At 38.3% G+C, this 22,767-nt stretch carries 19 protein-coding genes; 6 read left to right on the top strand and 13 right to left on the bottom strand.

What is annotated here, in order from left to right:
* The first annotated feature begins 227 nt into the window (after positions 1-227).
* Positions 228-1,862 carry an ABC-F family ATP-binding cassette domain-containing protein gene (locus ACIQ32_RS03805; protein ID WP_396194360.1) on the top strand — a complete coding sequence of 545 codons (1,635 nt, stop codon included), beginning with the start codon at positions 228-230 and terminating at the stop codon, positions 1,860-1,862.
* Positions 1,863-1,967: 105 nt separating this feature from the next.
* On the opposite strand, the gene ACIQ32_RS03810 is transcribed toward ACIQ32_RS03805, so the two are convergent.
* The 5 genes from ACIQ32_RS03810 to ACIQ32_RS03830 form a co-directional block, all read right to left on the bottom strand.
* Positions 1,968-2,675, bottom strand: coding sequence for an SIMPL domain-containing protein (locus ACIQ32_RS03810; RefSeq protein ID WP_396194362.1), 708 nt, complete (start codon positions 2,673-2,675; stop codon positions 1,968-1,970).
* 126 nt (positions 2,676-2,801) lie between these two features.
* A complete protein-coding gene (locus ACIQ32_RS03815; protein WP_396194363.1) occupies positions 2,802-5,021 on the bottom strand; it encodes a von Willebrand factor type A domain-containing protein in 2,220 nt (739 codons plus the stop codon).
* Between the two features lie 29 nt (positions 5,022-5,050).
* Positions 5,051-5,929, bottom strand: a complete 879-nt coding sequence (locus ACIQ32_RS03820) for a hypothetical protein (RefSeq protein WP_396194364.1) — start codon at positions 5,927-5,929, stop codon at positions 5,051-5,053.
* A 2-nt stretch (positions 5,930-5,931) separates the two neighbouring features.
* The gene (locus ACIQ32_RS03825; protein ID WP_396194365.1) at positions 5,932-6,432 is read right to left on the bottom strand and encodes an RNA polymerase sigma factor; all 501 of its coding nucleotides are present in this window, start codon (positions 6,430-6,432) and stop codon (positions 5,932-5,934) included.
* Between the two features lie 130 nt (positions 6,433-6,562).
* Complete coding sequence (locus ACIQ32_RS03830) at positions 6,563-7,393, bottom strand: DUF6929 family protein (RefSeq protein WP_396194366.1); 831 nt, start codon at positions 7,391-7,393, stop codon at positions 6,563-6,565.
* A gap of 149 nt (positions 7,394-7,542) precedes the next feature.
* On the opposite strand from ACIQ32_RS03830, the gene ACIQ32_RS03835 reads away from it, so the two are divergent.
* Positions 7,543-8,418 (top strand): PPK2 family polyphosphate kinase, encoded by an 876-nt coding sequence (locus ACIQ32_RS03835; protein WP_396194367.1) that lies wholly within the window; start codon positions 7,543-7,545, stop codon positions 8,416-8,418.
* 37 nt (positions 8,419-8,455) lie between these two features.
* On the opposite strand, the gene ACIQ32_RS03840 is transcribed toward ACIQ32_RS03835, so the two are convergent.
* The gene (locus ACIQ32_RS03840) at positions 8,456-9,490 is read right to left on the bottom strand and encodes a T9SS type A sorting domain-containing protein (protein WP_396194368.1); all 1,035 of its coding nucleotides are present in this window, start codon (positions 9,488-9,490) and stop codon (positions 8,456-8,458) included.
* A 169-nt stretch (positions 9,491-9,659) separates the two neighbouring features.
* On the opposite strand from ACIQ32_RS03840, the gene ACIQ32_RS03845 reads away from it, so the two are divergent.
* Both ACIQ32_RS03845 and ACIQ32_RS03850 read left to right on the top strand, forming a co-directional pair.
* Positions 9,660-11,048, top strand: coding sequence for an MATE family efflux transporter (locus tag ACIQ32_RS03845; protein ID WP_396194369.1), 1,389 nt, complete (start codon positions 9,660-9,662; stop codon positions 11,046-11,048).
* Between the two features lie 83 nt (positions 11,049-11,131).
* Positions 11,132-11,359, top strand: a complete 228-nt coding sequence (locus ACIQ32_RS03850; RefSeq protein ID WP_396194370.1) for a hypothetical protein — start codon at positions 11,132-11,134, stop codon at positions 11,357-11,359.
* Between the two features lie 3 nt (positions 11,360-11,362).
* Here ACIQ32_RS03850 and ACIQ32_RS03855 read toward each other — a convergent pair whose 3' ends face one another.
* The 3 genes from ACIQ32_RS03855 to meaB all read right to left on the bottom strand — a co-directional run bounded on the left by ACIQ32_RS03855 (position 11,363) and on the right by meaB (position 14,821).
* Positions 11,363-12,007 carry a response regulator gene (locus ACIQ32_RS03855; RefSeq protein ID WP_396194371.1) on the bottom strand — a complete coding sequence of 215 codons (645 nt, stop codon included), beginning with the start codon at positions 12,005-12,007 and terminating at the stop codon, positions 11,363-11,365.
* Complete coding sequence (locus tag ACIQ32_RS03860; RefSeq protein WP_396194372.1) at positions 11,997-13,331, bottom strand: sensor histidine kinase; 1,335 nt, start codon at positions 13,329-13,331, stop codon at positions 11,997-11,999. Before ACIQ32_RS03860 ends, ACIQ32_RS03855 begins: the two co-directional genes overlap by 11 nt.
* A 407-nt stretch (positions 13,332-13,738) precedes the next feature.
* Entirely contained in the window at positions 13,739-14,821 is a 1,083-nt protein-coding gene (gene meaB, locus ACIQ32_RS03865) for a methylmalonyl Co-A mutase-associated GTPase MeaB (RefSeq protein ID WP_396194373.1), read from the bottom strand.
* A 104-nt stretch (positions 14,822-14,925) separates the two neighbouring features.
* Between meaB and ACIQ32_RS03870 the strand changes: the two genes are divergently transcribed.
* Positions 14,926-16,149 carry an MFS transporter gene (locus ACIQ32_RS03870; RefSeq protein ID WP_396194374.1) on the top strand — a complete coding sequence of 408 codons (1,224 nt, stop codon included), beginning with the start codon at positions 14,926-14,928 and terminating at the stop codon, positions 16,147-16,149.
* Positions 16,150-16,223: 74 nt separating this feature from the next.
* Positions 16,224-17,627, top strand: a complete 1,404-nt coding sequence (locus ACIQ32_RS03875) for an FAD-binding oxidoreductase (RefSeq protein ID WP_396194375.1) — start codon at positions 16,224-16,226, stop codon at positions 17,625-17,627.
* Between the two features lie 196 nt (positions 17,628-17,823).
* On the opposite strand, the gene ACIQ32_RS03880 is transcribed toward ACIQ32_RS03875, so the two are convergent.
* The 4 genes from ACIQ32_RS03880 to ACIQ32_RS03895 all read right to left on the bottom strand — a co-directional run bounded on the left by ACIQ32_RS03880 (position 17,824) and on the right by ACIQ32_RS03895 (position 22,766).
* Complete coding sequence (locus ACIQ32_RS03880) at positions 17,824-18,408, bottom strand: hypothetical protein (protein WP_396194376.1); 585 nt, start codon at positions 18,406-18,408, stop codon at positions 17,824-17,826.
* 4 nt (positions 18,409-18,412) lie between these two features.
* Positions 18,413-18,991, bottom strand: a complete 579-nt coding sequence (locus tag ACIQ32_RS03885) for a hypothetical protein (protein WP_396194377.1) — start codon at positions 18,989-18,991, stop codon at positions 18,413-18,415.
* A 117-nt stretch (positions 18,992-19,108) separates the two neighbouring features.
* The gene (gene secA / locus ACIQ32_RS03890) at positions 19,109-22,453 is read right to left on the bottom strand and encodes a preprotein translocase subunit SecA (RefSeq protein ID WP_396194378.1); all 3,345 of its coding nucleotides are present in this window, start codon (positions 22,451-22,453) and stop codon (positions 19,109-19,111) included.
* Positions 22,454-22,613: 160 nt separating this feature from the next.
* A complete protein-coding gene (locus ACIQ32_RS03895) occupies positions 22,614-22,766 on the bottom strand; it encodes a DUF2795 domain-containing protein (RefSeq protein WP_077252817.1) in 153 nt (50 codons plus the stop codon).
* Position 22,767 lies beyond the last annotated feature (1 nt).

A 22,767-nucleotide genomic window follows, 5' to 3' on the forward strand; every position in this document is an offset into this window, starting at 1 on the left:
CGGTTTTAAAGCAATTATATCGTTATTGTTATTAATTTTTTTTGCAAGAATCAGGTATTGCTACATTGGTACATTTCCACATTGTCACATTTCTAAATTAAACTATCTTTGCACCTTCAAAAAATGCTTTCAGCTATTAGCCATAAGCTATTAGCAAAAGAAAGGAAAGGAATAAGAATTTAACACTAACTGCTAAAAGCTGACCGCTGGAAGCTCAATAGAAATTAATGATTACAATTAACGATATAGCCGTAGAGTTTGGCGGTACTACTTTATTCAGTGAGGTAACTTTTGCCATTAATGAAACAGATAAAATTGCCTTGATGGGTAAAAACGGTGCCGGAAAATCGACCTTGTTAAAAATTGTAGCCGGAGAAAACAAACCGTCTCGCGGAAATATTTCTGCTCCGAAGGAAGCTGTTATTGCTTATTTGCCCCAGCATTTATTGGCTGCGGACAATTGCACAGTGATGGAAGAAGCTTCCAAAGCCTTTGCCGAAGTGTTTAAAATGAAAGCCGAAATCGACGACATCAATGAGCAATTAACCATTCGTACCGATTATGAAAGCGATGATTATATGAAGTTGATTGAGCGTGTATCGGAGTTGAGTGAAAAATATTATTCGATAGATGAAGTTAATTACGAAGCCGAAGTAGAGAAGGTCTTGAAGGGATTAGGTTTTGTCAGAGAAGATTTCAATCGCCCAACCTCAGAGTTTTCCGGAGGATGGAGAATGCGTATCGAGTTGGCCAAGATTCTTTTGAAACAACCCGATTTGATTTTGCTGGATGAGCCAACTAATCACTTAGATATGGACAGCATTCAGTGGCTGGAAGATTTTTTAATCAATCAGGCGAAAGCGGTAATGGTGATTTCCCACGACAGAGCTTTCGTAGACAACATTACCAATCGAACTATTGAAGTAACGATGGGTAGAATTTACGATTACAAAGCCAAATATTCTCATTATTTGGAACTGCGCAAAGACCGTAGAGTGCACCAACAAAAAGCCTACGACGAGCAACAAAAGTTTATTGCCGATAATCAAGCATTTATAGAGCGTTTCCGCGGTACTTTTTCTAAAACCGAGCAAGTACAATCGCGGGTTCGTATGTTAGAAAAATTAGTTCCGGTAGAAATTGATGAGATTGATACTTCTGCTTTGAAATTGAAATTTCCACCTTCGGTACGTTCCGGACAATATCCTGTAATTGTGCGTGATTTAGAGAAATCTTATGGCGATAAAGTTATTTTTAAAGACGCCAATATGGTGATAGAGCGCGGACAAAAAGTGGCTTTTGTTGGGAAAAACGGTGAAGGAAAATCGACCATGATCAAAGCCATCATGAAAGAAATAGAAATCAACAGTGGTAATGTTGAGGTTGGACACAATGCTCAAATTGGTTACTTTGCCCAAAATCAAGCATCATTATTAGATGAAAATGCTACCATTTTTGAAACAATAGACAATATAGCTGTGGGCGATGTCCGCACGCAAATCAAAAATATTTTAGGTGCTTTTATGTTCCAAGGCGATGACATTCAGAAGAAAGTCAAAGTGCTTTCCGGTGGTGAAAAAACGCGTTTGGCCATGATCAAATTGTTATTGGAACCGGTGAATTTGTTAATTCTGGATGAACCTTCCAATCACTTAGATATGAAGACCAAAGACATCATCAAAGACGCTTTGAAAGACTTTGACGGAACTTTAATTCTTGTATCTCACGACCGTGATTTCTTAGACGGTTTGGCCGAAAAAGTATTCGAATTTGGGAACAAACGCGTAAAAGAACATTTTGAGGACATCAAAGGATTCTTGGCCCACAAGAAAATGGAGAGTTTGAAAGAGATAGAGAAATAGTGATCAGTGCTCGGTTGGCAGTGTTCAGCAAATTTTATAAAAATCAAAACCCGTCAAGTTCCAAGAATCTGACGGGTTTTTGCATCAACAAATTACCACAATTTATCATTCTAAGGCGAAGCGAACATTTATATCGCTCGCGATTGTAATTTTTTCAAATTCGATATTTTCGTTATATTCACTTGATTTGGATTTATAGGCTACTTCTTGTAGGGCTAGTCCACGAATTCTAATTTGATTGGCATTTCCGCGGTAAGCAACGCTTTGATTCTGAATAACAAGCAAAGCCTTTCCAACATTTTGTCCTAAAGGTTTGGTGAAACTTAACGCATTGGCTTTAGCATTTTCCATGGCTTTGGAATTCATCACCAATTGGAGTTTTTTTTCTTCTGAATGTTCCAATTTATCGATTCTGACGTTGGAAATACCAACTTCTTCCAATCCGATAAAAACTTTCGCTGTTGTTTTGGCATCGTAAACTAAAATCGAATACGATTTGGCTTTTTGAATATCTGTTTGTTTCAGAAAGAATTTTTTGAAATTACTCATCATGTCTTGCATCGTAACATTTTTTTCGGTGTCGATGCCTAGTGATTTGAGTTTGGCCAGCATTTCGCTTTCCAATTCTTCTACCGATTTTTTGCCTTTGGTGTCTTTTTCAGAAACCAGTACGTCGATATAAATTCGGTTAGGGGTGACCAAAGTATCGGCTTTGCCTTGCACCTCCAAATAAGGTTGGTCGATAAAGTTTTTTTCTTGGCTGAATGTTGTGATGGAGGTCAAAATGATGGCCAGTAAAAGAATTTTTTTCATGGGAAATAAATTAAGATTGATTAACCAGTAAACGAATTTTTGTCGGGATTAGTATAATTGAATTGAAACCCTGTAGGTGTGCATCCCAACAGGGTTTCTTCATCAACCCAAAAACACCCAACTAAACTATTGCACGGCTTCTACTAAGCGAATAAACTCTGCTTTATAACCGTCTTCATCATTGGCCAAACCTTCGCGCGCTAATTTTTTAATTTCGGCAGAAGACTTATTGGTAACTAATTTCGAATCTCTTAATTTCAATCCGAACCAAGCCACAGCGGTGCTGAATTTGAATCCGCTCGAAGCTGTTTCCAAAACATTGACTTTGTTATCAATCACTTGAACCATTTCGATACTTTTGCTGCCGTCCGGTTTTTTGTAGCGGAATTTTATGGTGGCCAATTCGTCATTGAATTTGGTTTTACTTGGCTCAACTTTGGTGTATTTCAACTCATCGGTATCGACAAAAAAGTCACTTTTCGCAGCTGTCGGAATGATTTCGTATAAAGCGGTTACCATATGTCCGCTGCCCAATTCTCCGGCATCAATGGCATCGTTTTTAAAATCTTCAGCTCGTAATTTTCGGTTTTCGTAACCTATCAAACGGTAAGCTTTTACATGCGCTGGGTTGAACTCAATTTGGATTTTAACATCTTTCGCGATAGCAAACATCGACCCTTTGAATTCTTTGCCCAAAAAGCGATTGGCTTCCTGAATGTTGTCGATATAAGCGTAATTTCCGTTGCCTTTGTCGGCTAAGGTTTCCAATTTGCTGTCTTTGTAATTGCCCATGCCGTAACCCAAACAAGTCAAGAACACACCCGATTTTCTTTTCTCTTCAATCAAGGTCTGCATGTCTTTATCCGAAGAAGCTCCTACATTAAAATCGCCATCGGTTGCCAAAATTACTCTGTTGTTTCCGCCTTTGATAAAATTTTCTTCGGCTGTTTTATAAGCCAATTCAATACCCGCGCCACCAGCTGTACTGCCACCGGATTGTAGTTTTTCCAAAGCGTCGGTGATGGTTTTTTTGTCTTTGCCCGAGGTTGGCGGTAACACTAATCCCGCGGCTCCGGCGTAAACCACCATGGCAATTTTATCCTCATCTCTCAATTGGTTTACCAGCACTTTCATCGATTCTTTAAGCAACGGCAATTTGTTAGCATCTCCCATTGAACCGGAAACATCGATCAAGAAGACCAAATTTGATTTGGGTAAATTATCAGTTGGAATGTCTTTGCCTTGTAAACCAATGCGCACCAGTTTATTGTCTTTATTCCAAGGGCAATCGCTGTATTCCGTATTGATAGAAAAAGGATGTTCGCCCGTAGGTTGCGGGTATTGGTATTTAAAGAAATTCACCATTTCCTCTACACGAACAGCATCTTTGGGAACTGACTGTCCGTTGTTGATAAAACGTCGAACGTTAGTGTAAGAAGCATTATCCACGTCTATAGAAAAAGTTGATAATGGTGCCGATTTCGGACTTTCAAAAGCATTTTCTACAAAGCTTTCGTAGTCTTCATTGTTGGGTTCTACCTTGATAGGTGTCGTAATGCTATCTATGGCTTGGAATCTTTTTTCCAATTCCTCTTCAGACAATTTTTGTGGTACACCGTTTTTAGTTTCTACCACTATGACACCGTTTGCGGCCCGATTACCGTAAAGAGCCGTGGCAGCAATATCTCTGATGGTATTAACTTTACGGATGTCTTCCGGCTTGAGCTTTCTAAACTCTTCTGCTTTAGCCGGAACGCCGTCTATTATGATGATGGGAGTGTAAGCGCCGCTTATTGATGAAGAACCTTTAATTAACCATTTTGAAGCGCCCGGACTTCCTGAACTATGGCTGATTCGTAATCCAGGAGCATTTCCTTGCATAGTATTAAGATAACCAGAATTAGACGTATTGACTTTTGTTTTAGCAGATACTGTTGTTTTTGATATTTCAGATTTACTTCTTGAAGGTGCTCTGTATCCGGAATTGTCATCATATTCATAAGCAGTTATTACCACTTCTGACAAATTAGCGCCTCCATCCAAGATGACATTAATTGTATTTGATTTTCCTACTTTCAGGGTTTTGCTATTGTAACCGACAAAGCTGAAAACCAATTTTTCTCCTTCTTTAGCCAGTATAGAATAGTTACCGTCGAAATCGGTTTGAGTAGCCCTATTTGTTCCTTGAACGATAACGTTAGCACCCGGTAGCGGCCCGGTTTTATCGGATACTATTCCGGTAATGGTTTTTAGTTTTGTCAATTCGCTTGTGCTAGGGTCTTGTCCGAAGCTTAGGAAACTTATAAGCATAGCGATGCCTAATGAAAACTTTTTGAAATTTTTCATGACGTTGGATTTTAAAAGATTAGACTGATTTATTTGCGTTTTTTGGCCGCCGGTTTTCCGTTTTTGGTAGAGATAATGACGACGCCTTTTTTGCCTTTTTGACCGTAAACGGAAATCGCTTTTTCCTTCTGCAGTATGGAAATGGAATCGATTTCTTGTTCGTTTAACGGGGTGTAAGGACTGGTTGGGTTGGGCCCGAATAATTCTTGTTCGGTGTATTCCACACCGTTGATAATATAGAGAGGATCGGGAAGCTCGATGATGGATTCTATTTCGTCCATTTCCACTTCTTTTACCGTTTGTTTATTGGTGGCTTGGTCATCAAAAACCAGCAGCGGCATTTCTTTTTTGGCATTAGAAACCTTGTTTTCCTGGTTGATAAAAAATTCCATGTCTTTGGCTTTATGCTTTTCGTTCGCTACCGGTGGTATTTCAGGCGATGCACTTTTTAAGGTCACTTTCGGACTTACAAAAACATATTTAAGACTGTCATTTATTCCTTTTACAGATTCGGAAACTTCTTCTACAGCCACTTGGTTTGACACTACCATTTGTTTTTTCAAAATGGCTTCCGCTTCTTCTTTAATGGCCGGATGAACCGGTTCTGTCGAAACTACGGCGTCATTATTTGGGTTTGTTGTTTGTTGAATGGTGTCTTTTTGAACAATGACATCATGAGTATTTGTTACCGGTTGGTCCTTTTTCAGGAATTGATATCCTAATGTTGAAACCAATAGGAGTGAAGCGGCTACTGCAATTTTTTTCCAAAGGTTGGTGGCTTTTTTTAGCTCTTTGGTGTCCAATTTTTCCTCCACACGCGACCAGACTTTTTCCATCGAGGCAAAATCGGGCGACTCAGCGTTGTCGGCGGCTTTTTTGAATTGGTTAAAAATATCTTGATTTTCCATGATTACTTTGCTTTTTGATAATAAAGATGGTTGACTAAAACTTTTAATTTGGTCTTAGCGACATTCAATTGTGACTTTGATGTGCCTTCCGAAATGTTCAGCATTACGGCAATTTCTTTGTGGCCGTAGCCTTCAATGACAAACAAATTGAAAATGGTTTTACAACCTTCGGGAATTAAATGGAGTAAGTTGAGCAAGTCCTCTTCTTCCAAAGGCGTTTCCTGCGCGCTTTGCGGTTGGATGCTAAAAGATGTTTCCTCTAAATACAAATTAAAATTCACGTTGCGTTTTAATTGTAGCAAACATTGGTTGACTGTAATTTTTCGTGCCCAGGCTTCGAAGGCAACGACTTCTTTTAATTGGTCGAGTTTGGTAAAGATGGTGTAAAAAGCATCGGCCAATACTTCTTCAATATCCTCTTCCTTTTTCAAATACCTTTTGCAAGTGCGATACAGTTTGGGCGACATATAATTATATACTTCCCGCTGTGCATCGCGTTGCATTTTTTTACAGGCTGCTATGAGTGTTTCGTTTATCACTATGGGTGTCTTTATTAGTAAAGAGCATGGATTGTTGGAAAAGGTTGGGACGAGGTAAAAAAAAGTTGGCAGTGTTCAGTGTTCAGTAATCAGTTTACTTTGTTTTGTCTAGAACTAATTTATAAATATTGGATTCTAATAGTTCACTATCAGTGTCTTCGCAGAGTAAGAACTCGATTTTATTATCGGATTGTTTGTATAAGGTTAGGCCTTCGAATTTGTTGGTGTTTGAAATTTGTTGGGTAAATTCGACTTCCAACGTCTTGGCATCCATTCTCCCGATGATACTTCCTAAAACTTCTCCGTCGAGATAGGTTGATTCTGTGTCTTCGGCGGAAGCTAAAAAGTAGATTTTGTCTTCTACTAAAATGGCATCGGTAAAGGTTGCGGGAACATTTTTGATTTTGGGCAAATCGATTGGCACATATTCGAATTGTTGATTTTGTGGCGTGTCTTTGCTGAAAATCACGGCATTTTTGCCTTGAATACCATTGCCTCTTTGGAAGAAATAAATATGGTCTTGGTTCATGACTAAGCCTTCAATATTCAACTCATCGTCTGCAATGGCGAACTCATGTTTGATTTTTTGGTAGATGGTACCAATGTTGTTTTTTTGAATTTTTCCGGTTGGAATGGCATAATTGAAAATCAGATTTCGGTTTTCGGTTGAGCCGGAACCCAAAAGCACCAAGTCGGTTCCTTTTAAAGCGATGGCTTCAAAATCGGGTTTGTCTTTTTTGATGATGTTGTCTTGGGCGTTTTCGACTAAAGCGATTTTGTTCAGTTTTTCAGTGGGAATTGAATATTCGTAAAGAAAAGTACTGTTGTCTGAAATGATATAAAGATTGTTTTCGTGGTAAACCAATCCGGAAGCCGAACCGATGCCGATGATTTTAAAGAGTACCGAAAGTTGCAATTTTTCCATGAGTTGTAAGATAAGTTTAGCCCGGATAGGAGTGGCATCCTTTTTTAAATTGCTTTGGGTTTTAACCCAGAGCAATTTAAAAAAGATATAACGGATAGCCGGAAATAGCTCCCAAAAATTATTATTTTTACAAATATAAAACTTGTACCATGAAAAACATCAAGCCCGAAGATTTTAGAGTAAAAGGCAAAATCGATTTGTCGAAAATCCCAACGCGTTTGGACATTGACACGGATAAAAAAGAAGAATCGCTAGCTTTGGATAAGGTACAAATGAAGTTGAGCCAAAAGCAAGATGCGATGTATGCGCACAACCGACATGCGTTTTTGATTTGTTTGCAAGGCATGGATACCAGTGGTAAAGACAGTTTGATACGCGAAGTATTTAAGGAGTTTAATCCGCGTGGCGTGGTGGTTCACAGTTTTAAAACGCCGAATTCAACCGAATTGGAGCACGATTATTTGTGGCGTCATTATTTGGCTTTGCCCGAAAAAGGAAAGTTTGCCGTTTTTAACCGTACGCATTACGAAAACGTTTTGGTCACGCGAGTGCATCCCGAATATATTTTGTTTGAGAATTTGCCCGGGATTGAGAAAGTGGAAGATATTACGCCACAGTTTTGGGCCAATCGTATGGAGCAGATTAATAATTTTGAAAAACACATTGCGCAAAACGGGACGACGATTTTGAAGTTTTATTTCCACATGAGTAAAGAGGAACAAAGGCTTCGTTTGTTAAAACGTTTGGAAAATCCGGAGGACAACTGGAAATTCTCTACCGGCGATTTGAAAGAGCGCGAGCGTTGGGACGATTATATGCAATACTACGAAGACGCGATTAACAATACCAACCAAGACCACGCACCTTGGTATGTGATTCCGGCTGATGATAAAGGCGTAGCGCGTTATATAGTGGCGCAAACGATTTGGGAAGCTTTGGAAAAACTAACGGATATCACCGAACCTGAATTAGATCCGAAAGTCAAAGCGAATATAGAGGTCTATCGCGAACAATTGAAAGGATAAAAAAAGGCGCTACTTGGCGCCTTTTGATTTATGGGTCTTATTTTACCAGGATTTTTTGTGTAAATCGTTGGTTGTCGCTACTGATAATTTCAACAATGTAATAACCATCAACTGAGACCGGTTTGATGTACACTTCATTCAAATCCTCTTGTAAAGTTATAGTTTTGGATTCTATTTTTCTGCCTTGTAAGTCATAAACGGATAAGGTAGCATTTTCTATGGTTTCTCCGGATTTGATATGCAATACGCCATTTTTAACTTGTCCACTAGTTACTATAAACTTTTTGTTGTCGAATTGACTAGTAGAGAGGTTAAAAGTTAGTGTTTCCCATGTTCTGGCAACGCTTACCATACTAACCACTCCGGTTGGCATACCGGCCGGCCCGGCATTTTGTCTGAAAGATAATCTGTCGATATTGCCGGATTGGTCATTTCCTGCAAAGTTAGTAGCCGAGGCGGTGTTACCGGATTCTCCGGCACCATAATTGGGATTGGCATACAATGTAATGGTGTCATCATTCGTACCGGCCGACTGAGTATACTTCAAGATGATTAAATAATCGGTGCCATAATTGTAAGAGTTGGTACTAAAAACAGTTGGGTTTGAAGTATCTCCTTTACTAATGCCAATGCTATAGGTTGAACCACCGGTTGGTTGCACAAGCACTCTGAAAGCAGTAGTAAAATTGCTGCCACTCAACACTCTGAAAAAATCTTGCGGCGGTGATTGGGCGTTTGTTATATTAATGACCATGCTAACATACAAATTACCATTATCAGTAAATGGTGTAAATGATCTGCCACATCCATCCGTATTGGGAGTTAAACTCAGGGCTTTGGTAGAAGAACCGTAACCGGTTGCAGTAACATTTTGATTGACAACAAAAGCATTTAAACAACCAAAACCGGTACAAGTTCCGAGTCCACCGGGTAATGACGAATTATTGGTCCAACTTCCTTGTCCGCTCAGTTGTGCGTTGGCGTTGTAGTTTTGAAAATTATCTTGGAAGATATTTTGACCCGAAACGAAGCCTGTTAAAAAAAGTAGTGGTGTTAGTAAAAATTTATTCATAATTGTCTGTTTTTTAATGTTTTGAATCTTTGAAAAGTATTGAAAAAAAGTCAAAACACTGAAGGTTGTTAATTTATTGATTCACACAAATATATTTTTTTATTCTATACATTTAAATTTTGTAAAGTATTCTTTTTTAAAGTTACTTTTGCAATCTTAAATTTAAGTTTTGAATCTAGCCCAATACACCCAAGAATTTCGATACAACATGCAACTGGCTTACCCTGTGATTTTGGGCATGGTTGGGCATACGTTGATTGGTATAGTCGATAACATTATGGTCGGGAAATTGGGCAGTACCGAATTGGCTGCGGTTTCTTTGGGCAACAGTTTGATTTTTGTAGCGATGTCTATCGGAATTGGATTTTCTACTGCTATTACGCCTATTGTAGCCCAAGCAGATGCGGAAAAAGACACGGGTAAAATTCGTTCGGCTTTTCACCACGGTTTGTTGTTGTGTACCATTTTGGGTTTTATGCTCTTTGGTTTGGTGGTTTTGGCCCAGCCGATTATGGAATTGTTGCACCAACCCAAAGAAGTAATTGTTTTGGCCAAGCCTTTTCTGACTTGGGTTGCCTTTTCGTTGGTTCCGTTGATTATATACCAAGGCTATAAGCAGTTTGCCGACGGATTATCGATGACTAAAATTTCGATGTATGCCATCATTATGGCCAATGTATTGCATGTCATTATCAATTATCTTTTGATTTACGGGATTTGGTTTTTTCCTAAAATGGGCATCATTGGCGCTGCATTAGGCACGGTGATTTCTCGAATTGCAATGGTGATTTTTATGCATGTTATTTTATCTCGCAAAGCACAACTCAAAACTTATTTTCAAAATTTCAGTTTCGACCAAATCAAGAAAGCAACCATAAGAAAAATTGTTAGTTTAGGATTTCCTTCGGCCATGCAAATGTTGTTTGAAGTGGTGTTGTTCACGGCGGCGATTTGGCTTTGCGGAAGCATAGGTAAAACAAGTCAGGCGGCCAATCAAATTGCCCTGAGTTTGGCCTCATTGACCTTTATGTTTGCCATGGGATTGAGTGTCGTTTCTATGATTAGAATCAGTAACCAAAAAGGCTTGGGCGATTACAAGCAGTTAATTGTGGTTGGTCGTTCCATCTTTTTATTGGCGATTATTATTGAGATTCTTTTTGCCGTAATGTTTGTGGCTTTGCACCAAATTTTGCCATATTTGTTTCTCAACATGGACAATAAAATGCAATTGTTAGACAATGGTGAAGTGATAGCGATAGCGTCTAAATTGCTTTTAGTGGCCGCTGTTTTTCAAATTTCAGACGGTATTCAGGTCGTGGTGCTTGGCGCCTTACGCGGTTTGCAAGATGTGAAAATTCCGATGTACATTACTTTTGTGGCGTATTGGATTGTAGGGTTTCCAATTTCCTATTATTTAGGGTTGAAAACCGATTTAGGTGCCATTGGTGTTTGGATAGGGTTGTTGGGCGGACTAACCGCGGCAGCATTATTTTTGTATCTTCGTTTTCATTATTTAACTAAAAAACTAATTGTTGATAATAAAGTGATTGGTAATTAGTGATTAGTAATTAGTCGGGAAATCGACTAATTATTGATAACAAATAGCTAATCACCAATTACTAATTACTAATCACTATAAAAATGGAATTACCAAAATTCGTACTCGCAGACAACTCAGATTTCCCGGATGATATTTTTGTCATTCACCTTGATTTCCCACGTTTTATCATCAATTTAAAAGATGATGAAGTAGAATTCATGGAAGATTTAGAAGGAGAAGACGAAACTGAATTAGAAGCCGAAATGGAGCATTTAATTACCCTGGCAGGAGAATTCTACGACAAAGAAATGGAAGGTTACGAGGAGTAAGCTTTACTGATCATATCCATTTTTAATGGCATAAACTGCCAAACCCACTCTGGTTTTCAAGTTCAATTTTTCAAAGAGATTGTCACGGTAGCTTTCCACGGTTCTCGGACTGCAAAACATCAGCTCTGCTATTTCTTTGTAGCTCTTTTCAGTGATGGTGTATTTTAGGAATTCTTTTTCTCTTTCGGTGAGTTTAGATAAAGCGCTGTTACTGTTTTTGTTGATGCTGGAAAAGATAATTTTCGAAGCCCATTCCGGATAGTAAAAACCATTTTCCACTAATTTGAGCAGTGCCGATTCTAATTCTCTCGGATGTGAATTTTTCAGCAGGTAACTTTTGGCTCCGTTTTTCACCATTTTGATAACACTTTGTTCATCATTTTGCATACTAAGCACCATCACTAATACTTCAGGATGGTTTTTTTGAAGCCAATTAGCGGTTTGAAATCCGTCCATCACAGGCATACTGATATCCAATAACACTATATCCGGTAAAACATCATTAGTTGTTATTTTTTCAATGAATTCCTGACCGTTTTCGCATTCGCATATAGTTTCGAAATCCTCAAAATTGGCTATAATTCCTTTGATGGCCTGTGCTATCAGGATATGATCATCTACTATAGCTATGGTTTTTTTAGTTCCCATAAGGTAATCGGATTAGGAGTTGAGTTCCATTATTTTCAGCACTTATAAATTCCATTTTTGCTTGAATTATAGCGGCTCTTTTTTTCATATTGGCTATCCCTTGTCCGCCGGAAATGGATTTGGGATTGAACCCGATACCATCGTCTTTCAAAGATAGCACTATAGTATTATGTTCCTGCATCAGCGAAATGAAAATATTGTGACATTGTGAATGTTTGATGCTGTTGTTGATGAATTCTTGAACAATACGAATCAGAATAGACTTTTCCTGATACTTTAAATCAACTGAAAAGACATCGGATTTAAAGGTGATATCACATTTGTTAAGCAACTTTATCTTTTCGGATTCTTTTTCAATGAGTTGACTCAAAGTATTGGTATCTATAGCGTTATCAATAAGGGACTTTGACAGTTCGCGCAATTCGGCTATAGATTCATTTATAATGTTGCTGATGTGTTCAATGGTAGTATTGATTTGTGGTGCTTTGTTTTCAAATTCTAATTGTTGGGTGTATAAACTGGCCAAGGTTAGTTTCTGCCCGATATTGTCGTGTATTTCTCTTCCGATGTGTTCAATGGTTTCTTGTTGGATTTCTTTTTGTGTGGACACCAACTCTTGTTTGTGGGTTAAAGCGATGATTTCTTTTTCTTTTTCGGTACTGAAATATTTGTAAATCATGGCGCCTACAAAACAAAGGTTTTCCAAAAAATAGCCGTAACATAGGTAATCAAATCCTGTATACTTACTAAAACCATTACTACTAACACTGTCCCATAATGCTAAAAAACCACTGAAAAAAACAAAGCTTACGGCAGCAAATAAAAAACGGAAAAAAATCCGGTCTAAGTTTTTAAACAGTTGGTAATAAAAGATTACAGATAGCACAAAAATTACTAATCTAGTAACCAGAAAAAAGATAAAGTCTCTGCTGACAAATCTCGGAAATAGGACAAGAATCAGGACATAACCTATGGTGAAAAAGAAGAATGTCAGATAAACTTTTTTTAATTTTTTAAATCGAAAATCTTCCATAATCATGGCATGGTATACAAAACCGCAAAAGAAGAAATGACTCAAAATTTGCAATAAATCGGCTATCAAATTCAGGTTTATTCGAAGGTCTGATTTTTTTGGGTATTCACCGGTGTTTTTGACATATACCAACCCGACAAAAGCAATGATTACCAAAAGGTAAAGGCCATAAAATTTATAAATTTTAGAGGAGAAGTAAGTATTCAAAAAGGCAGTAATAACTCCGGCTAAGCTTAAAAAGCCAATGGTGTAAAAGCAAAGTTGGATAAAAAAAATGTCATCTTTGAGCATAGCCTGCCGTCATTTAACTAATGGATTCCTATAGTTTATAAAGTTCAATTCAATTCAATTGTTATGCAAACATAAAGAAACGATTACTTTTTTAGATTGGCATTTGACATAGACTTTTTTTTATCCGTTAAACAACGGTATTTTTTTGGGTTAAACAAACAGATAAAATAGGGTTTTTTAGCTGGGTTGTTGTTTTAAAAATTCATTCATCTTTGTGTTGTTAGTCAAGATAATTTGCAATGCCTGTCAGTTTATGATGGTTGCCTAAAAGGGAATTATTTTAAATAGGTATTACTAAGAAAATTGCAACTAAATATTGTGGTTATTTGAGTTGTCATTTAAAGCCATGGGGGTTTTCCTCGTGGCTTTTTTTAATTAAGGCTTAGGTTTTACAATTTGGACAAAGTTTATTTAAAATACCTCTTCAACAAATTCACAGCCGCTGCAAAAGGTGATAACTCATTATTTTGTACGGCTTTTTTATTTTCCTCCAAAAGCACTGCAATTTCCGGATGTTGGTAAAAATGATTCTTCAATTGTTCATTAATGGTTTCCATCATCCAATACTGGTTTTGGTTTTGGCGTTTTTCTTCAAAGTAGTGGTTGGTTTTTACCAAATCAAAGTAGCCGGAGATCAACTGCCAAACTTCATCAATCCCGGTTTTTTCAAAAGCACTGCAAGTTGTAACTTTCGGAATCCAACCCGAACTTTTGGCCGGAAATAAATGCAACGCTCGGTTGAATTCGGTTTTGGCCAATTTGGCTTTGGCAATATTATCACCATCGGCTTTATTGATTACAATAGCATCTGCCATTTCCATAATCCCTCGTTTGATACCTTGTAACTCATCGCCAGCACCCGAAATTTTTAGTAATAAAAAGAAATCTACCATACTGTGCACGGCTGTTTCGCTTTGGCCAACACCAACCGTTTCGATGATAATGGTATCAAAACCGGCGGCTTCACAAAGGATTATTGTTTCCCTGGTTTTTCGAGCTACACCTCCTAAAGTATCTCCTGAAGCACTCGGACGGATGTAAGCCTTTTTGTCTTTCACCAATTCTTCCATTCGAGTTTTATCTCCTAAAATACTTCCGTGCGATATGGAACTGCTAGGGTCGACAGCCAAAACAGCCAATTTCTTTCCTAAACCGGTAAGGTATTTTCCAAAGGCTTCAATAAAAGTACTTTTGCCAACACCCGGAACTCCGGTTATTCCAATTCTAACGGATTGATTAGCGTGTGGCAAACAAGCTGAAATAATGTCATTGGCTTTCGACAAATGCGAAATGTTGGTGCTTTCTACTAAAGTTATAGCGCGGCTCAATGCAGCAATCTCACCGCTCAAGATACCTTTTACCAAATCCCCGGTTTCGGGTTGCACTTTTCTTAGCGATACTACTTTCGCCAAAGCCGAAGTACTAATACTTTCCGGTTGCGGGATTCCGTCTTTTTCGTGTAAGGCTGATTTTTTTGAGTTCTTTTCCAATGACTAGAAATGTTTGAAATATCAAGTTTTACTATGTGATAAAATTACTAAATGTTATTGAATGATTCGGATATATAGTACTTTTGTGTCGTTAAAAATCCAAAATGGAAATCGAAACTGCATTCTCTAAAGAAAAAAAGAGCACCGAAGCGATTCAAAAAACGGTATACTCCATCTTATTTGCCATCAGTTTTGCACATTTGCTTAACGATTTGATACAGGCTATCATTCCGTCAATATATCCCATTTTAAAAGAAAAATACCATCTTTCCTTTTCCCAAATTGGTTTAATCACGTTTGCTTTTCAATTTTCAGCTTCGATTTTCCAACCTTTAGTTGGGTATTACACCGATAAATATCCGAAACCGTTTTCTCAAATTTACGGCATGTTGTTTTCCTTCGCCGGTATTGTATCACTGTCTTTTGCCGATAACTTTTACTGGATTTTACTTTCTGTAATATTCATCGGCACCGGTTCTTCAATTTTTCACCCCGAGTCGGCGCGTATTTCTAATTTGGCTTCAGGAGGCAAACGCGGTTTGGCACAATCTATTTTCCAAGTCGGCGGTAATTTCGGTACCGCTTTAGGTCCGTTACTAGTAGCTTTAATAGTGGTGCCGAATGGTCAAATTCACATTCTTTGGTTCATTATAGCAGCCATGATTGGGTTGGCTATTATCAGCAAGATAGCTTTTTGGTACCGAGACCATTTGGTGTATCGAAAAAACAAAGTACAGCCGTTCATCAACTTGCACAACTTGCCCAAACGCAAAGTGCAGGTATCGATTGCTATTTTGTTAATCGTTATTTTTTCTAAGTTTTTCTACTCGGCGAGTTTGTCTTCGTATTACACGTTTTATATCATTGATAAGTTTGATTTGTCTATCAAAGAAGCCCAATACCACATGTTTATCTATTTAATTGCCTACGCCATCGGAACTATTTTAGGTGGGCCGTTGGGCGACAAAATCGGGCGTAAGTATGTGATTTGGTTGTCGGTTTTTGGTGCTGCTCCTTTTGCTTTGTTGTTGCCATATATGAATTTGTTTTGGACCGATGTTTTAATGATCATTATCGGAATCATTATCTCATCTGCCTTTCCGGCTATTTTGGTATATGCGCAAGAATTGTTGCCTAAAAAACTCGGGATGGTTTCCGGTTTGTTTTATGGTTTTGCCTTTGGTATGGGCGCTTTAGGTTCTGCTTTGTTGGGCATTTTGGCCGATCACACTTCTATTCAATACGTGTATCACGTATGTTCTTTCTTGCCGCTAATCGGAATTATTTGTTACTTTCTGCCCAATCTGAAAAGCAAAAAGTCGCAATGATTTCTCTTTGTATCTCTTTACTTCTTTGTATATCTCTGTGAAATAAATTACATTTACTTTTCAATATTTATACAATGTCACTTAATCCCGAAATACTTCAGAAACTCACCGCCATAGTAGGCGAAAACTATATTTTTACCGATATCGAAACCCGCAAACACTACGGTCACGACGAAACCGAAGATTATGTTTTTCCGCCCGGTGTTGTTGTCAAACCGGCTAATGCTCAGGAAATTTCAGCTGTTTTGAAAGTCGCCAACGATTATAAAATTCCCACTACGCCCATCGGTGCCAGAACCGGTTTAAGCGGAGGCGCTTTGAGTATTTATGAAGGTATAGGTTTGTCTACAGAACGCCTCAATAAAATCATTGAGATTGATGAATTGAATTTGCAAGTTACCGTTGAAACTGCTGTGATTACTCAAGTATTGCGAGAAGCTGTTGCCGAGAAAGGCTTGTTTTATCCGGTCGACCCGAGTAGTATGGGTAGTTGTTGGATTGGTGGTAATATAGCCGAAAATTCCGGTGGTGCTCGTGCGGTAAAATATGGTGTGACTAAAGATTATGTGCTGAATTTGGAAGTGGTTTTGCCCAATGGTGAAATCATTTGGACCGGAGCCAATACTTTAAAAAATTCCACCGGTTATAACTTAACGCAACTCATGGTAGGCAGCGAAGGTACTTTAGGCGTCATCACTAAAGCGGTTTTAAAACTTTTGCCGAAAAACAACCACAACGTACTGATGTTGGTGCCGTTTTACAAAGCCCACGAGGCTTGTGAAGCCGTTTCTGCCATTTTTAGAGCGGGAATTGTACCCAGTGCTTTGGAGTTTATGGAGCGCGATGCTATCGATTGGACCTTACAATTTGTGGATGGCATTAGTGTAAGTATCAAACCCGAGCACCAAGCACACTTGTTAATTGAAGTTGACGGTAATTATCCGGAGGTTTTAATGCAAGAAGCCGAAAAAATAATGACGGTTGTTGAGCAATTCGAAATCGATGAGGTATTGTTTGCCGATTCCGAAGACCAAAAAAATGCCTTATGGAAGTTACGTCGTTCAGTAGCGGAAGCAGTGAAATCAAATTCGGTTTACAAAGAAGAAGATACAGTAGTGCCGCGATACATGTTGCCTGAGTTACTTAGCGGCATTAAGAAAATAGGAGCGAAGTACGGTTTTCAATCGGTCTGCTACGGCCATGCCGGCGACGGTAATTTACATGTAAACATTATAAAAGGAGAGATGTCTGATGACCACTGGAAAACCCAAGTGCCAATCGGCATCCGTGAAATTTTTGAATTGACAGTATCTTTAAAAGGCACTTTGTCCGGCGAGCATGGTATTGGTTTTGTGCAAAAGAATTTTATGGACATTGCTTTCAGCAGAACGCATTTGGAATTAATGGAAAGCATCAAACGCGTATTTGACCCTAATAATATTTTAAATCCCGGCAAGATTTTCCCGGATGAATTGTAAAGAAAAAGCCTCTCTGTTATGGAAACGAGAGGCTTTTTTTAATCTCTTTTCGGGTTTTGTTTTTTCTGTCTTTTTTCTTCTTTTTTCTCTTTGGCAGTCTTCAGGGGTTCTTTTTTAACTGCTTTTTGAATGTCTTTTCCTTTGGCCATGGTATATAGTTTTTAGATTGGTATCATATGATATAAGTAAAGATAAACTATTTATTCAAACCTAAAGTTGTTTTTACCTTTTCATCAAACATTGTCTTAAAAGCCTCCCATTGTTCGGGATTATCAAAATTGAAAAACTTCCATTCGCCATTAGTAGTTTCATCAAAAACGGCTACAAAAGTCGACATTTTTTTGACGTTAAAACTGTTTCTGTTGGGTTCAAATGTTACGTCTTTAGTATGGTTGATTTCTTGTAACCAAGTTTTCTTTTCGACTGCTTGTTCTGTTGTTAATTTGGTTTCAAAAAAGTAGCGCTTCGGGATGCGAATGGTAATCACACAAAACGATTTGCCATTGACTTGTTTGGTTTGACCCAATTGAATCGGCACATTTTGCAATTGGTAGCGCAAGCGATATTGCTCGTTTTCGTAATGTTGCTCCGTTTGTTGGAGAAAAGTGTCCTTTCCAATTTTGACCACCATATCAGGATAGGAATATTGGGCAATGGTTTCAAAATCCATTAAGTAGTTGGCTTCGTATAATGCTTGCATATTGGCTTTCAGCTTTTCTGTATTTTGAGAAAAGCCGGTAAAACAGTATACAATAAATAGAGAGATTAGCTTTAGTTTCATAACATTACAATCCGAGTTCTTGGATGACTTTTTCGTTGAAAAGCTTGTTTACAAAGGCGTTATTCTTGTCTTTATTGATAAACTTCCACTCGTTTTGGGTGAAGTCATCTACAATGGCAATCATAGCTGCTTTTTTCAAAATACTAAAAGCATTGTTTTCTTTGTTGAAAACAATATCATTGGTTTCCATAGCTTCTTTCATCAAGGTAGTCATTAACTCAATTTCGTCTTCTTCTACTTTTTGAACAAGTGTAAGTTTCATTTTTAAATCATGATTTATCAAACAAAAAGTTTGTTCTCCGATTTTTTTGATTTCTCCAAATGAAAAGTTAGCGGGTACATTGATCAGTTCTACCTTCATTTCTTCATTTTCGGCAAACGTAGCAATCAAAAGTTCTTTCATTTGTTCTTTGGAAACCAATTCAAAAAGTCGGGGATAAGTGCCTTCGATAATAGCATCAAAGTTCATCGAAAGGGTTGCTTGGTACATATTTTGAGCCTCTTTTTTTAGAGTATCAATATTTTGAGCGAAAGCAAACGGACAGTAACTCAGTAACAATAATAGGATAAGTTTGATTTTCATGGTGATTGTTGTTTAATCAAATATATAAAAAATCCCCAACAGCTTGAACCGTTGAGGATTGTTTATTTATAAAGTTCAATGAGTACTGCCAAATGAGTACTGCCAACTGAGCACTATTTATTCATTCACCAAAACCCATTCGCCGGAGGCTAACATGCTTTCGGCTTTTTTGTACTTCATGGTTTCGGTTTTACCGCTCATGACATGTTTGATGGTAACATTATCATTGCGATTGATTTTCGGAGTTTCTCTAACGATAGTTTCCGTTACTTGCGGTCGTTGTTGTGTTTGACCGGCTTCACGGTTAGTGCTTTCGCTGCTTTCAATATCGTCTTTACTCTCGGTATAATTTTGTTTTTCACGAACTTGTCGCGCTTCTTGTATGTTTTGGTTTTGCTGAGGTAAATCGCCTTTAAACAAGAAAGAAATCACTTCTTTATTAACTCCGTCTAACATGGTTCTGAACAATTTGAAGGCTTCCAATTTGTAGATTAGTAACGGATCTTTTTGTTCGTGTACTGCCAATTGTACGGATTGTTTCAATTCGTCCATTTTGCGTAAGTGCTTTTTCCAAGCTTCATCAACGATGGCTAAGGTGATGTTTTTTTCAAAATCGGCTACTAATTGCGCACCATTGGTTTCAAAGGCTTTTTTCAAATCGGTTACCACGTTTAAGGATTTAATTCCGTCTGAAAACGGCACTATGATACGTTCAAATTTGTTGCCTTCTTTTTGGTAAACATCTGCTATAATTGGGAAAGCTTCTCTAGCACTTCTTGCTGTTTTTTCGGTATAATAAGTCGATGCCGCTTTGTAAACTTTGCCCGTGATTTCCATCTCTGACAGTTTTTCAAACTCGGTTTGACTTACCGGAGAAGTGATAGAGAAATAGCGGATTAATTCGAATTCAAAATTTTTGAAATCATTACTCGCTTTATTTTCACCTACAATGAGTTCACAAGTGTCATACATCATATTGGCAATATCTAATTTCAATCGTTCTCCGAACAAAGCATGACGGCGACGTTTGTAAACTACTTCACGTTGGGCATTCATTACGTCATCATATTCCAACAAACGTTTACGCGTACCGAAATTGTTTTCTTCCACTTTTTTCTGAGCGCGTTCAATAGATTTGGTCATCATGGAGTGTTGGATTACTTCGCCTTCTTTCAATCCCATTCGGTCCATAATTTTCGCTACTCTGTCCGAACCGAACAAACGCATCAAGTTGTCTTCCAAAGACACATAAAACTGTGAACTTCCCGGATCACCTTGACGACCGGCACGACCGCGCAACTGGCGGTCAACACGACGTGAATCGTGGCGTTCCGTACCAATAATGGCCAAACCTCCGGCCGCTTTTACTTCAGGAGTTAATTTGATATCCGTTCCACGACCGGCCATGTTCGTAGCAATCGTTACCACGCCCGGTTTTCCGGCTTCGGCTACGATTTCGGCTTCTCTTTTGTGCATTTTTGCGTTCAATACGTTGTGGGCAACACCGCGCATTTTCAACATACGACTCAATAATTCGGAAATCTCTACCGAAGTAGTTCCAATCAAAACCGGACGACCGGCTTGAGACAATTGGGTTACATCTTCGATTACAGCGTTGAATTTTTCACGTACAGAACGGTAAATTAAATCTTCTTTGTCTTTTCTGGAAATCCCTTTGTTGGTTGGGATTTCAACTACATCTAACTTATAAATTTGCCATAACTCACCGGCTTCGGTAACCGCTGTTCCTGTCATACCGGCCAATTTGCTGTACATACGGAAGTAATTCTGTAAAGTAATGGTAGCAAAAGTTTGGGTGGCTGCTTCGATGGTTACATTTTCTTTGGCTTCGATGGCTTGGTGCAATCCGTCAGAATAACGACGACCATCCATGATACGACCGGTTTGTTCATCTACAATAAGGATTTTATTGTCCATGATCACGTACTCTGTATCTTTTTCAAATAAAGTGTACGCTTTTAGCAATTGCGTAAGCGTGTGGATTCTTTCTGATTTTACCCCGAAATCTTGGAACAATTTCTCTTTGGCTTCTGCCTCTTGGTCTTTTTCCAAGTTTTGTTTTTCGATATTGGCTATTTCGGTGCCGATATCGGGCAATACAAAGAAATCATCTGAGGTATCTTTGGACAAGAATTTAATCCCGTTATCGGTCAATTCTACCTGATTGTTTTTTTCTTCGATTACAAAATACATGGCTTCATCTACTTCCGGCATTCTGCGGTTGTTGTCTTGCATGTATTCGTTTTCTGTTTTTTGTAAAAGGGCTTTGATGCCTTCTTCACTCAAAAACTTAATTAAAGCTTTGTTTTTAGGTAATGAACGGTAAGCTCTTAACAGTTGGAAACCACCTTCTTTAGTATTGCCTTCTTTAATTAAGCGTTTGGCTTCGGTTAAGAAACCATTGGCCAATTGGCGTTGTAAGTTGTATAAGTTTTCGATTTTTGGTTTCAATTCGTTGAATTCGTGGCGATCACCATCCGGCACCGGACCTGAGATGATCAATGGAGTTCTGGCATCGTCAATCAATACGGAATCAACCTCGTCCACAATCGCATAATTGTGTTTTCTTTGTACCAAATCATCCGGCGAATGCGCCATATTATCGCGCAAATAATCGAAACCAAATTCGTTATTCGTACCATAAGTGATGTCGGCTTCGTAAGCTTTTCTTCTGGCATCAGAGTTGGGCGAGTGATTGTCTATACAATCAACCGTCAAGCCATGGAATTCGAATAATGGTGCTTTCCACGTGCTGTCACGTTTCGCCAAATAGTCATTCACGGTTACTAAGTGAACCCCATTTCCGGTTAATGCATTTAAATATAATGGCAAAGTGGCCACTAATGTTTTTCCTTCACCGGTTTGCATCTCGGCAATTTTACCTTCGTGTAAAACGATACCACCAATCAACTGAACGTCGTAGTGTACCATATCCCAGGTGATTTCTTTTCCGGCAGCATTCCAAGAGTTGGCCCAAATGGCTTGGTCACCATCCAATGTAATATATGATTTAGTTGCCGAAAGTTCTCGGTCTTTAGGTGTAGCGGTTACTGTAATAGAAGTGTTTTCTTTGAAACGACGAGCGGTTTCTTTAATCACAGCAAAGGCATCCGGCAGAATTTCGGCCAAAACTTTTTCTGAGATTTCATAAGCTTCTTTTTCCAAAGCGTCGATGGCATTGTAGATGTCTTCTCTTTGGTCAATGTCGGCTGTGTTTTCGGCCAGTGTTTTTTTAGCTTCAATTTCTGCGTCTTGTTTGGCGCGAGCTTGTTTTATTTTTTCTTTGAATTCTGCCGTTTTGGCTCTTAGTTCGTCGTGAGACAAAGATGCTAAAACAGGTTCTAAGGCTTTTATTTTATTGATATAAGGTTGGGTGGCTTTGACGTCTTTTTGTGATTTGTCGCCTATAAAAGCTTTGATAATACTATTAATGAAACTCATAGTGGGTTTGTTTATTTTATTGTTGTTGGATAAAGGAAGTTGGAATTCATATGTTTTTCATTCTACAACTAACTTCCTGCATCTAACTTTTTTAAGTGTGCAAATTTAAACAAAAAAAAAGCCCAAAACGGACTTTTTTCATGGTTGTGATTGTTATTTTTTAATATTCATCCTCGTTCCAAAGATAATCTTCGTCGGTTGGATAATCAGGCCAAATTTCTTCCATAGATTCGTAGATTTCTCCTTCGTCTTCTATGGACTGCAAATTCTCTACTACTTCTAGTGGAGCTCCTGTTCGTATAGCATAGTCGATA

This window comes from Flavobacterium sp. (genome assembly GCF_044373165.1).
Lineage (GTDB): Bacteria > Bacteroidota > Bacteroidia > Flavobacteriales > Flavobacteriaceae > Flavobacterium.

Coding starts and splice junctions, on each gene's coding strand:
- ACIQ32_RS03850 (WP_396194370.1), top strand. CDS start 11,132: ATGGAATTACCAAAATTCGTACTCGCAGACAACTCAGATTTCCCGGAT.
- ACIQ32_RS03815 (WP_396194363.1), bottom strand. CDS start 5,021: ATGAAAAATTTCAAAAAGTTTTCATTAGGCATCGCTATGCTTATAAGT.
- ACIQ32_RS03855 (WP_396194371.1), bottom strand. CDS start 12,007: ATGGGAACTAAAAAAACCATAGCTATAGTAGATGATCATATCCTGATA.
- ACIQ32_RS03875 (WP_396194375.1), top strand. CDS start 16,224: ATGTCACTTAATCCCGAAATACTTCAGAAACTCACCGCCATAGTAGGC.
- ACIQ32_RS03880 (WP_396194376.1), bottom strand. CDS start 18,408: ATGAAACTAAAGCTAATCTCTCTATTTATTGTATACTGTTTTACCGGC.
- ACIQ32_RS03830 (WP_396194366.1), bottom strand. CDS start 7,393: ATGGAAAAATTGCAACTTTCGGTACTCTTTAAAATCATCGGCATCGGT.
- ACIQ32_RS03870 (WP_396194374.1), top strand. CDS start 14,926: ATGGAAATCGAAACTGCATTCTCTAAAGAAAAAAAGAGCACCGAAGCG.
- ACIQ32_RS03820 (WP_396194364.1), bottom strand. CDS start 5,929: ATGGAAAATCAAGATATTTTTAACCAATTCAAAAAAGCCGCCGACAAC.
- ACIQ32_RS03810 (WP_396194362.1), bottom strand. CDS start 2,675: ATGAAAAAAATTCTTTTACTGGCCATCATTTTGACCTCCATCACAACA.
- ACIQ32_RS03825 (WP_396194365.1), bottom strand. CDS start 6,432: ATGCAACGCGATGCACAGCGGGAAGTATATAATTATATGTCGCCCAAA.
- ACIQ32_RS03840 (WP_396194368.1), bottom strand. CDS start 9,490: ATGAATAAATTTTTACTAACACCACTACTTTTTTTAACAGGCTTCGTT.
- ACIQ32_RS03860 (WP_396194372.1), bottom strand. CDS start 13,331: ATGCTCAAAGATGACATTTTTTTTATCCAACTTTGCTTTTACACCATT.
- ACIQ32_RS03885 (WP_396194377.1), bottom strand. CDS start 18,991: ATGAAAATCAAACTTATCCTATTATTGTTACTGAGTTACTGTCCGTTT.
- ACIQ32_RS03805 (WP_396194360.1), top strand. CDS start 228: ATGATTACAATTAACGATATAGCCGTAGAGTTTGGCGGTACTACTTTA.
- ACIQ32_RS03835 (WP_396194367.1), top strand. CDS start 7,543: ATGAAAAACATCAAGCCCGAAGATTTTAGAGTAAAAGGCAAAATCGAT.
- secA (WP_396194378.1), bottom strand. CDS start 22,453: ATGAGTTTCATTAATAGTATTATCAAAGCTTTTATAGGCGACAAATCA.